This is a genomic window from Agrobacterium bohemicum (genome assembly GCF_002896715.1).
Taxonomy (GTDB): Bacteria; Pseudomonadota; Alphaproteobacteria; order Rhizobiales; family Rhizobiaceae; genus Agrobacterium; species Agrobacterium bohemicum.
In genome coordinates this window covers 526,471-538,366 of the sequence record NZ_PGEL01000027.1, presented here as the reverse complement: position 1 = coordinate 538,366, position 11,896 = coordinate 526,471, and the positions used below count along the sequence as shown (strand labels likewise).

Here is an 11,896-nt window from a genome sequence, read left to right as displayed (position 1 = left end):
TAGCGCTGATAAGGAGCAGACGATGCAACCACATATCAGAGGCCTCAACCTGAGACGCCAGATCTTTTTCTGGCTGGGTGCTCTCGTATTTTTCGTCGTTTTCCTGATGGTCTTCAGCTCCATCCTGCTGCCGTTCGTTGCCGGCATGGCGCTGGCCTATTTCCTTGATCCGATCGCCGATTGGCTGGAGCGACGCGGCTTGAGCCGGATGATGGCAAGCGTGATGATTCTCATTTCCTTCGTTCTGCTGTTTGCGCTGTCGTTGATCATCATCATACCGCTGATCGTCGCGCAGGCGTCGGAGTTCATCACCCGCATTCCGCAATATATCTCGTCGCTGCAGCAACTGATCGCCGGTGCCGATACCAATCTGCTTCCAAGCTGGGTCAGTTCGCAAATCGATTCGGTGAAAGAAAACTTTTCCAAACTGTTGAGCGAAGGTGCGGGCTTCATCGGCACCCTCCTGACGCAAATCTGGAACTCCGGCAAGTCGCTCGTCGATGTGATCTCGCTTCTGGTGGTGACGCCGGTGGTGGCATTTTATCTGCTGCTGGACTGGGATCGCATGATCGAAAAAGTCGACAGCTGGATACCGCGTGACCATGTGGCTACCGTGCGCCAGATTGCCCGTGATATGGACAGCACCATTGCAGGCTTCATTCGCGGACAGGGTTCGCTTTGCCTCATTCTCGGCGTTTATTACGCTGTAGGCCTTTCGCTCGTCGGGCTGAATTTCGGGCTGTTGATCGGATTTTTCGCGGGCGCAATCAGCTTCATTCCCTATGTCGGTTCCATGATCGGCCTCGTGCTGGCGGTTGGCGTTGCGCTGGTTCAGTTCCTGCCGGATTACGTCAACGTCATACTGGTGCTGGCGGTCTTCTTCTCTGGCCAATTCATCGAGGGCAACATCTTGCAGCCGAAACTTGTCGGCAGCAGCGTTGGCCTCCACCCCGTTTGGCTGATGTTTGCGCTGTTTGCGTTTGGCGTGCTGTTCGGCTTCGTCGGCCTGCTGGTCGCGGTGCCTGCTGCAGCGGCGGTTGGGGTGCTGGTGCGCTTTGCGCTGTCACGTTATCTCGAGAGCGATCTGTACCATGGCCGCGCCGCCAATCTGCCTTGGGAGGGGGAAGGCGCACAGATAGAGGCGTTGCCGCCGAAAAAGATCGATTCCCAGAGCTGAAGATGACTGAAANCAACAAACCCGGTGCCAGCAGGTCCAAGGCCGAGCAGCTACCGCTTGCCTTTTCGCATCAGACTGCAACGGGTCGCGAAGATTTGCTTGTGGCAGCACCTCTGCGTGCCGCTGTCAGCATTGTTGACGAGTGGCCGAGCTGGCCTTCGCCGGTTGTCATCCTCGTCGGGCCGCAGGGGTCTGGAAANTCCCATCTTGCCAGCATCTGGAAAAATACCAGTGGTGCGGTGGAAATCCGGCCAAAGGCGGGGGGCGATGCCGCACGCGCGGCCGAAAACAGCCCGGTCCTTTTCGAGGACGCGGATAGCGATGGCTTCGATGACACGGAATTGTTTCACGTCATCAACAGCGTACGTGAAANTGGCACATCGCTGCTGATCACCACACGAGACTGGCCCGCCGCATGGCCGGTAAAACTGCCTGACCTTCGTTCGCGCCTGAAAGCTGCGACTGTGGTGGAAATCGGTGAGCCGGACGAGGATTTGCTCGGGCAGATATTGATGAAGCTCTTTGCCGACCGACAGCTTTACATGGATGACAAAATTGTCAGCTATATCGTTACGCGTATGGAGCGATCCCTCAACACGGCGCAGACGATTGTCGAAAAACTCGATCATCTGAGCCTGTCACGGGGAACGCGCATCAGCCGGGCAATGGCAGCAGAGGTGCTGAAAGAGCTTGGCAGCGACGTGGACGAGGATTGACTGTCACAGTTCCGTCGTCAAACTGTTATACGGCCATAACGGCATCGAAACGCGGTCTGGATCGCCGATGTCTTAACAAGACCTGAAGCTGCGCAGGCCTGTCCTGTATGCCAGCCATCGGTCTGAATCTATTAAAGGGCGGAGTATTCGATGGATTCGGTAGTGCAGGACGGTGTGGACGAAAGCACGCAAACGGCAACCGAGGTTCAAGACCTCTGGGACAGCCCCTTGCGTTTCATAAACCGCGAATTCTCCTGGCTGCAATTCAATCGTCGTGTTCTGGAAGAAACGCTCAACACCGATCACCCTTTGCTGGAGCGACTGCGGTTCCTGTCTATTTCGGCTGCCAACCTTGATGAATTCTTCATGGTTCGTGTTGCCGGTCTGGAAGGACAGGTCCGCCAGAATGTGACTGTCAAGACGCCTGACGGCAAGACGCCTGCCGAACAGCTTGAAAATATTCTGAAAGAAATCGACAACCTTCAAATGGAGCAACAGGCTTCATTGGCTGTTCTTCAGCAATACCTTGCCAAGGAAGACATCTATATCGTTCGCCCGGCATCGCTTTCGGATCAGGACCGCGTCTGGCTGGAGAACGAGTTCGAAGCATTGATCTTCCCGGTGTTGACGCCCTTGTCGATCGACCCTGCGCACCCGTTCCCTTTCATTCCCAATCTGGGTTTTNCGATGGGTCTGCAACTGGACAGCGTCAACGGTCGCGAGCCGATGACAGCGCTTTTACGTCTGCCGCCAGCGCTGGACCGCTTCATCCGCTTGCCGGACGACAAGAATGCCATTCGCTACATCACGCTGGAAGACGTGGTGGGCCTTTTCATCCATCAGCTTTATCCCGGATACACGGTTCGCGGTTTCGGCACGTTCCGCATCATCCGTGACAGCGATATCGAGCTTGAAGAAGAGGCGGAAGATCTGGTCCGCTATTTTGAAAGCGCATTGAAGCGCCGCCGCCGTGGCTCGGTCATCCGCATCGAAACCGATAGCGAAATGCCGCCGTCGCTGCGCCAGTTCGTTGTTCACGAATTGGGCGTGCCTGATAATCGCGTCGCCGTGCTGCCGGGTCTTCTGGCGCTCAACACCATTTCCGAACTCGTCAAGGCACCCCGCGACGATCTGAAGTTCGAGCCCTATAACGCGCGCTTCCCGGAGCGTGTGCGCGAACATGCGGGCGATTGCCTTGCAGCCATCCGCGAAAAGGACATGGTGGTCCACCATCCCTATGAGAGCTTCGATGTTGTCGTGCAGTTCCTGCTGCAAGCGGCGCGTGACCCCAACGTTCTCGCCATCAAACAGACGCTCTACCGCACCTCCAACGATAGCCCCATTGTCCGCGCGTTGATCGATGCTGCCGACGCCGGCAAGTCGGTGACGGCGCTTGTGGAGTTGAAGGCGCGCTTCGATGAAGAAGCGAATATTCGCTGGGCTCGAGATCTTGAGCGCGCCGGCGTTCAGGTCGTCTTCGGCTTTATAGAACTGAAAACGCACTCCAAGATGTCGATGGTCGTGCGCCGCGAAGACGGCAAGCTGCGCACCTATTGCCACCTTGGTACCGGCAACTACCACCCGGTAACGGCAAAGATTTATACCGACCTGTCGTTCTTTACCTGCAATCCGAAGATTGCCCATGACATGGCGAACATCTTCAACTTCATTACCGGTTACGGTGAGCCGGAAGAGGGAATGAAGCTTGCCGTTTCGCCCTATACGATGCGCTCGCGCATTCTCAAGCACATCAATGATGAGGCTGAGCATGCCAGAAACGGCGCGCCTGCGGCGATCTGGATGAAGATGAACTCCTTGGTGGACCCGGAAATCATCGATTCGCTTTATAGGGCCAGCGAAGCTGGTGTCGAGATCGATCTTGTCATTCGTGGTATCTGCTGCCTGCGTCCGCAAGTGCCGGGCCTGTCCGACAATATTCGCGTCAAATCCATCGTCGGACGCTTCCTCGAACATAGCCGTATTTTCTGTTTCGGAAATGGTTACGGCCTGCCTTCCGACAAGGCTTTGGTCTACATCGGTTCAGCCGATATGATGCCGAGAAACCTTGATCGCCGCGTTGAAACGATGGTGCCGTTGGTCAATCCAACCGTGCACGAGCAGGTTCTTTCACAGATCATGCTTGGCAATCTCATTGACAACCAGCAGAGCTACGAGATACTGCCGGACGGAACGTCGAAGCGCATCGAGGTGCGCAAAGGCGAGGAACCGTTCAACGCGCAGCACTATTTCATGACCAATCCTAGCCTTTCGGGCCGTGGTGAAGCTCTGAAATCCAGTGCGCCTAAACTGATTGCTGGGCTGATATCATCCCGCAAGAAACAGGCTGAATGACACGATCAGAAGCACAGGGGCGGCTTACCGGTCTCGCCCCCGTTTCCGTCATAGATATTGGTTCGAACTCCGTTCGTCTCGTTGTTTATGAAGGTCTCTCGCGCGCCCNTGCGGTGCTCTTCAATGAAAAAGTCCTGTGTGGGCTCGGCAAGGGTTTGGCCCTGACGGGCCGCATGGATGAGGAAGGCGTGACGCGTGCACTGGCTGCACTGCGCCGTTTCCACGCTTTGTCCGAACAGGCGCAGGCGCAGCAACTCTACGTGTTGGCAACGGCTGCCGCGCGTGAAGCCTCGAACGGCCCGGACTTCATCCGTGATGCGGAAGCCATTCTGGGCTGCGAGATAGAGGTTCTCTCCGGCGAGAAAGAAGCGCTCTATTCCGCCTATGGCGTGATCAGCGGCTTCCACGATGCCGACGGCATCGCGGGCGATCTGGGCGGCGGTTCACTTGAGCTTATCGACATCAAAGGCAAANCCTGCGGCGAGGGCATCACCCTGCCTCTGGGTGGATTGCGGTTGTCCGAGTATTCCGGGGGCTCGATTGACAAAGCGGCGAGCTTTACAAAAAANCAGGTGAAGACTGCAAAGCTGCTCGCCAAGGGTGAGGGGCGTACCTTTTATGCGGTTGGTGGCACATGGCGCAATATCGCCAAGCTGCACATGGAAATTACCGGCTACCCACTGCATATGATGCAGGGATACGAGTTGTCTCTGCCGGATATGCTGAGCTTTCTGGATGAGGTCATCGCGTCCAAGGATAGCAAGGACCCGGCCTGGCAGGCGGTATCGAAGAACCGCCGGACGCTTTTGCCATTCGGTGCCGTCGCCATGCGCGAAGTCCTGGTAACGATGAAACCCGCCAAGATCGCGTTTTCGGCACAAGGCGTTCGTGAGGGTTATCTCTATTCGCTGCTGCCCGAAGCCGAGCAGAATGCCGACCCTCTGCTGGTCGTTGCCGATGAGCTGGCTATCCTGCGCGCCCGTTCACCTGAACATGCGCGCGAGCTTGCGGACTGGAGCGGACGAACTGTGCCGATCTTTGGTATCGATGAGACGCCTGACGAGGCGCGATATCGCCAGGCTGCCTGCCTGTTGGCGGATATCAGTTGGCGCGCGCATCCCGATTATCGTGGCTTGCAGGCGTTGAACATCATCGCGCACTCCTCGTTCATCGCCATCACGCATCCCGGTCGAGCCTATATCGCGCTGGCCAATTATTATCGCTTCGAAGGTTTGAACGATAATGGCACGACTGAGCATTTGACGACCATTGCGGGCGAGAGAATGCAGGTGCTTGCCAAGCTGTTGGGCGGGCTGCTGCGAGTGGTTTACCTGTTTTCGGCGTCCATGCCGGGGGTCGTCGATCATCTCAAGTTCCGCCGCTCGGAGCGGAACGATATCGACCTGGAATTTGTCGTGCCGCATGAATATTGCGATTTCGCCGGCGAGCGGCTTGAAGGCCGACTTCAGCAATTGTCCAAGCTGACGGGCAAGAAGCTGGCATTTGTGTTCGAGTGAGACATAGAGAGTGAAGCCTGCAATTTGCGTTGCAGGCTTCATCTCGAATGCTTACTTCGCGTCCAGCAAGTCTTTTACCTCAAGCAGAACGAACTCGTTGTCATCAGCCTTATCCAGCGCACGACCGGCCGAGAAGGGCAGGTTGTTGTCGTTGCCAACGATGATGTGCGTGGCATCAACACGGTCGACATTTNCGATGGTGACGAACGGCATCGTGTAGGTGCCGTTGCTGCTACCCTGATGGGCCTTCTTGTCGGGGTCAGCGATCTTCATAAGGTCGATATAACCGATCTTGCGCGCCGATTTGCCGACGTTGGCATCGTTGAACTCGATCTTGTAAATGCGCTTCAGCTTGGCAGGAACGGCAAAGCAGTTCGCTTCAGGCTTTTTCGGATCAGCGCAAGCCTTGTCTGCCGTGCCAGCACCGTTATCGCGCTCGATGACGATAGCGGTGCTCTCGTCCAGCATGTTGAAGTCACCGATGGCTTCGCTACCCTCTGCCAGCGGATAAAGCCATGTGCGACCAGTCCAGGACTTGGAGGCGACATCGAGTTCGATGATGCGCAGGCCTGTGGCGTCGTCTTCGGTTTTTTCGACCTGACCCTCGGCATTATAAAGCGGGCCTTCCAGAAGGCCGTATAGCTTGGAGCCATCCTTGGACATCGCCATGCCTTCAAAGCCGCCGGAGCGTTTCAGGTTGAACGAAGGCATTTTCTGTGTCGGATTGCCCGGCAGGCCAAGCGTTGGATGGTCAGGCGACTTCACTTCGATATCGCCAGCCTTGGTAGCGACGACATCGGTCAGTTTGCCGTCACGGGTAAACTTCAAAATATAAGGGCCAAATTCTTCCCCGACCCAGAAGCCATCGGCAACCGGCTGGATGGATTCGACGTCGAAGTCGGCGCCGGTGAGATAACGCTTGTCCGAGCCTTCCATGACGATGGGGAAGGGTGCCTTCTTGTCCGGGTCCGACAGGAACACCGTTTCCAGCGCCTTGACTTTGCCCGCAGTCCAATCGAACGAGAGGTGGTGTAGCATCAGCATTGCATCGCTGGAATTCAGCTTCGATCCGAAGCCATTGTCGGACAGGCTCCAGAAAGTTCCGTCTTCCATTGTCTTGATGCCGGAAAAGCCCTGCATGGCCTGACCGTCGAATGGCATGGACAGACCTGTGGTGCGAATGCCATCCTTGCCGGGCACGGTGCCCAAACCTTCAGCGCGCTTGCGGTCCGGCGTTGTGAACTTGGCAGATGTCTTCAGATGCTCTGGCGCATCGTCCGGAGCCTTGATGATTGTGTTGGCCGGAAGCACGGCCTGAGACACGAGCTTTGCGGGAAACTCCTTCTCCGCAGCGAAGACGCACGTGGTGCCGAGAGCAAGGATTGCGGCGGAAGCTAGGAGGGTCTTCTTCATGGAAATACCTGTCGGTTTGCGTGTAGATGCAGGCACCGATAGGCATGCTTTATGACATCAGCATAATGCCGCTTTGAAGATTTCATGACGCTTATAAAGCAGGTTCTGTCAAGCCGCGACGGGATGGCGGCTGAGTGCGCAGACACCCAGCGTCTGCCCGCGTCCCTTTACGGCATGTTCGCCCAGATACTCGCTTCTCACGCCCTTCGGCAGTAGAAGTTGGTGGGCAAGATCGGACGAGATGAGAACGGGATAGCCCAGCATCTTGCTCAGCGATTCAAGGCGAGCGGTGGTGTTCACCGTATCGCCGAAATAGGTGATCTTGTGATGATCCACACCGATTTCCGCGGTGATGACCGGTCCGCCATGAATCGCGAAACGCAGCTTTGGAACGGTACCGAAACGCGCAAGCCATTCGTCGCGGCTGGTTTCGATCGTGGCAAGAATATCGAAGACACAATTGATACAGGCGGCACGGCGGATCGCCACGTGATAGGGCCAAGTGATGATGGCCGCGTCGCCGATGTAATCATCGATCACGCCACCATGGCGCCTGACAGGAGCGGCATAGGTGGAAAACAGTTCCCCGAGATATTCCTGCGCTCGCAGATCGCCGTTGGTTTCGGCAANGGATGTCGACCCCACGAGATCGATGAACAGGAAGACACGCTCTTCGCTGACGGGGCGGCGATAGCGGCCGATAATGAGGTCGATGAAAATATCGCGACCCAGCAATTCGCGCACGCGCATGATGAAGACGATGACGGCGCAGACACCCAGGGTGAAGACAAGCGTTTGCATTTCGGCATGAACGGCTCTGCGCCAACCCATGGGCAGGACGCCAGTCGCCCACAGGATCGTTCCACCGAAGCCAAAGCCACAAAAAACGAGGATGGCATAGATGAACAAACCAACGACGATATAGGCGGGTGTCGGCAGCATGCTGATACGGCGTGAAAGCCCCGGCATGATGTAACCGCGCTCGAATGCGAGAATAGGCGCGCATGCAAACAGAGCATAGGTCGCGCCAATCAGCGCGCCGCCGCCATATTCCAGAAATGCATAGGCCACACCGCTGCCGGCAACCGCCAGAAACAACATGACATAGTCCAGCATTGCGAGAATTTTTCTCATCGGGCTCTTTTTTGCAAACAGGTCGGTTGGACGCTGCCATCCATGATTGGAGACAGACATCTGATTCCCGCCGGTTGCGACCTTATTGTGGAAACGCCCGGCCAAAAAGTGATGTTTCGGTAATGTAGCGCCGATGGATGCCGGATGTGGCCGACTTGCATCGGTCCTCTCAAGCACACCCAGTGGTTACGGCGCGAAAGCCGCTAGTCCTGAGCTTCGACTTGCGGAAGCTCCAGCGCTTCAACCTTCTTGCCCGCGAAACGCAAAGCCACTTCGCCACGGATCAACTTCAATGCGGGCTCTCCGAAANGATCACGCCGCCAGCCGGATAGGGCAGGGACTGCGGCGCTTTCACCGTCCGACGCGATCCTGTCGAGATCTTCACTGTTGGCGATGACCTTTGCAGCCACGCTATGCTTGTCTGCCGTCAGTTTCAGCAGAACCTTGAGGAGTTCGACGGCAGCCCCCGAACCTTCCGGCGAATGGCTCTGGCGCGGTGCCGTCGGCATCTCGCCTTTCGGCAATGCCAGTGCCGCATTGACTGTTTCGATGATAGCGGTGCCGGAGCCTGAGCGCTCCCAGCCCTTGGGTATGGTACGAAGACGCGACAGGGCTTCGGTATCCTTCGGCTGCTGCTGGGCGATCTCAAAAATAGCGTCGTCTTTCAGAACACGCGAACGCGGAACATTGCGCGACCGTGCCTCACGCTCACGCCATGCGGCGATGAATTTGAGGATTGCGAGTTCGGTCGGCTTGCGAAGACGCGATTTCAACCGCAGCCAGGCATCATCAGGGTGCATATCGTACGTCTCGACCGATTCGAGAACATCCATCTCTTCCTTCAGCCACGAGGAGCGGCCTTCACGCTCCAACTGCGCTTTCAGTGCGAGGTAGACGTCGCGCAGATGGGTCACATCGGCCAGCGCATAATCCAGCTGCTTTTCAGTCAGCGGACGGCGGCTCCAGTCGGTAAAACGCGAAGACTTGTCGATCTGGACATTCTTGATCTTCTGGACGAGCTGGTCGTAGGAAATCGAGTCGCCGAAGCCGCACACCATGGCGGCGACCTGCGTATCGAAAATGGGGTGCGGAATGAGGCNGCCCAGATGGTGGATGATTTCGATGTCCTGGCGCGCCGCATGGAACACCTTGATGACATTGGCATCAGCCATCAGTTCGAATAGAGGCGTCAGATCGATATTCTTCGCCAGCGGATCGACCAGCACTTCCAGTGTCGGACTTGCCATCTGCACGAGGCAGAGTTCCGGCCAGAAAGTCGTCTCGCGAAGAAATTCCGTATCAATAGTAATGAATTCGGATTTCGCCAGTTCCTTGCAGGCATCGGCGAGTGCTGTTGTCGTCTCAATCATTGCGTCATTCAGCCAGTCACAGAAATCGATCCGTCTTACTTTCCCTTTGGTAAGCGCATGTCAATATGAACGAGGCGTTTCCTGGTTCTTTGTATGGTCTTTCCCGCACCTTCTGTGGCCTCAAACTGGAAATTTGGCCGACTTGTCATGCAGAATGGTGATTGCGCTCTCGGTGACACGGGTGCAAAGAGGGGCATGGAAGATGCGCTTTACCTTGACAAATCGGGTCAGTCATGCGCTTTTCCGGCCAATTTTCGAAAGAGCGGCAGACCATTTGCCGCTGCATCTTCAGGATCATAAAATGCATCGTTACCGCAGCCACACCTGTGCCGCTCTCCGCAAGTCGCATGTCGGCGAAACCGTTCGCCTGTCCGGCTGGGTTCACCGTGTGCGAGATCATGGCGGCGTTCTCTTCATCGACCTTCGCGACCATTACGGCATCACGCAGGTGGTGGCAGACCCGGACAGCCCGGCCTTCAAGACGGCGGAAGTCGTTCGTGGCGAGTGGGTCATCCGCATCGATGGCCTCGTCAAGGCGCGTTCGGAAGACACGGTCAACAAGACCATGGAAACCGGCGAAATCGAGCTTTACGCGCAGGAAATCGAAGTGCTGGCCGCTTCGAAGGAACTGCCGCTGCCGGTCTTCGGTGAGCCTGACTATCCGGAAGACGTACGCCTGAAGTACCGCTTCCTCGATCTTCGCCGCGATACGCTGCACAAGAACATCGTCAAGCGCACTCAGATCATCTCCGACATGCGCCGCCGCATGGGCGATATCGGTTTNGCAGAATATTCCACACCGATCCTGACGGCATCTTCGCCGGAAGGCGCGCGCGACTTTCTCGTGCCGAGCCGTATCCATGAAGGCAAGTTCTTCGCCCTGCCGCAGGCTCCACAGCAGTACAAGCAGCTTCTGATGGTGGCCGGTTTCGACCGCTACTTCCAGATCGCTCCCTGCTTCCGCGACGAAGACCCGCGTGCAGACCGTCTGCCCGGTGAATTCTACCAGCTCGACCTCGAAATGAGCTTCGTGACGCAGGAGGACGTTTGGGAAACCATGGAGCCGGTCATTCGCGGCGTGTTCGAGCAGTTCGCCGAAGGCAAGCCAGTAACCCAGAACTTCCGCCGCATCGCCTATGACGATTCGATCCGTACCTACGGTTCCGACAAGCCGGACCTGCGTAACCCGATCGAGATGCAGGCGGTGACAGACCATTTCGCCGGTTCCGGCTTCAAGGTATTCGCGAACATGATCGCGTCCAACCCGAAGGTCGAAGTATGGGCCATTCCTGCCAAGACCGGCGGTAGCCGTGCGTTCTGCGACCGCATGAATGCATGGGCGCAGGGCCAGGGCCAGCCGGGCCTCGGCTACATCTTCTGGAAAGAAGAAGATGGCAAGGTTGTTGGTTCCGGTCCGCTTGCCAAGAACATCGGCGAAGAACGCACCGAAGCGCTGCGCGTTCAGCTTGGTCTCGAGGCAGGCGATGCGTCCTTCTTCGTTGCCGGTGATCCTGCCAAGTTCTACAAGTTCGCAGGCGAAGCCCGCACCCGTGCAGGCGAAGAGCTGAACCTCGTTGACCGCGACCGCTTCGAGCTGTGCTGGATCGTCGACTTCCCGTTCTTCGAATATAACGAAGAAGAAAAGAAGATCGACTTCGCCCACAACCCGTTCTCCATGCCGCAGGGCGGAATGGACGCGCTGGAAAATCAGGACCCGCTGACGATCAAGGCGTACCAGTACGACATGGTCTGCAACGGTTACGAAATCGCTTCCGGCTCCATCCGTAACCAGTCGCCTGAACTGATGGTCAAGGCCTTTGAAAAGGTTGGACTCAGCCAGCAGGACGTGGAAGATCGCTTCGGCGGCCTCTACCGGGCCTTCCAGTACGGCGCGCCTCCGCATGGCGGTATGGCCGCTGGCGTGGACCGCGTGGTGATGTTGCTGACCGGCACCAAGAACCTGCGCGAAGTTACGCTGTTCCCGATGAACCAGCAGGCGCAGGACCTCCTGATGAACGCTCCGGCACCAGCTACGCCAACGCAGCTTCGCGAACTGGCGCTGCGCGTCGTTCCGACGCCGAAGAAGGACTGATGCTGGTTATCCAGAATTAAGAAAAGGGCTGGCGGAAACGCTGGCCCTTTTTGTTTGTCGCGATCATACGCGCAATAAAAANCCGCCCTGCGAAGGGTTCACAGGGCGGCTTGAAGTTCAATCTT

Annotated in this window: 8 protein-coding genes; 5 read left to right on the top strand and 3 right to left on the bottom strand. The window is 57.0% G+C overall.

The window, feature by feature from the left end; all coding sequences use genetic code 11:
• Positions 1-22 precede the first annotated feature (22 nt).
• The 4 genes from CUC55_RS18090 (at position 23) to ppx (ending at position 5,762) form a co-directional block, all read left to right on the top strand.
• Positions 23-1,177, top strand: coding sequence for an AI-2E family transporter (locus CUC55_RS18090; RefSeq protein WP_067644259.1), 1,155 nt, complete (start codon positions 23-25; stop codon positions 1,175-1,177).
• Between the two features lie 2 nt (positions 1,178-1,179).
• The gene (hdaA, locus tag CUC55_RS18085; RefSeq protein ID WP_103088706.1) at positions 1,180-1,893 is read left to right on the top strand and encodes a DnaA regulatory inactivator HdaA; all 714 of its coding nucleotides are present in this window, start codon (positions 1,180-1,182) and stop codon (positions 1,891-1,893) included.
• Between the two features lie 150 nt (positions 1,894-2,043).
• Entirely contained in the window at positions 2,044-4,245 is a 2,202-nt protein-coding gene (locus tag CUC55_RS18080; RefSeq protein ID WP_103088705.1) for an RNA degradosome polyphosphate kinase, read from the top strand.
• Positions 4,242-5,762 (top strand): exopolyphosphatase, encoded by a 1,521-nt coding sequence (gene ppx, locus CUC55_RS18075; RefSeq protein ID WP_103088704.1) that lies wholly within the window; start codon positions 4,242-4,244, stop codon positions 5,760-5,762. Before CUC55_RS18080 ends, ppx begins: the two co-directional genes overlap by 4 nt.
• 51 nt (positions 5,763-5,813) lie before the next feature.
• Here ppx and CUC55_RS18070 read toward each other — a convergent pair whose 3' ends face one another.
• From CUC55_RS18070 to rnd, 3 genes are all read right to left on the bottom strand, one after another.
• Positions 5,814-7,175 (bottom strand): esterase-like activity of phytase family protein, encoded by a 1,362-nt coding sequence (locus tag CUC55_RS18070; RefSeq protein WP_103088703.1) that lies wholly within the window; start codon positions 7,173-7,175, stop codon positions 5,814-5,816.
• 108 nt (positions 7,176-7,283) lie between these two features.
• Complete coding sequence (locus CUC55_RS18065) at positions 7,284-8,309, bottom strand: adenylate/guanylate cyclase domain-containing protein (protein ID WP_103088791.1); 1,026 nt, start codon at positions 8,307-8,309, stop codon at positions 7,284-7,286.
• Between the two features lie 203 nt (positions 8,310-8,512).
• Positions 8,513-9,679: a ribonuclease D gene (gene rnd, locus CUC55_RS18060; protein WP_103088702.1), complete on the bottom strand. Its 1,167-nt coding sequence runs from the start codon at positions 9,677-9,679 to the stop codon at positions 8,513-8,515.
• Between the two features lie 301 nt (positions 9,680-9,980).
• Here rnd and aspS point away from each other — a divergent pair, with 301 nt between their 5' ends.
• Positions 9,981-11,771, top strand: a complete 1,791-nt coding sequence (gene aspS / locus CUC55_RS18055; protein WP_103088790.1) for an aspartate--tRNA ligase — start codon at positions 9,981-9,983, stop codon at positions 11,769-11,771.
• Positions 11,772-11,896 lie beyond the last annotated feature (125 nt).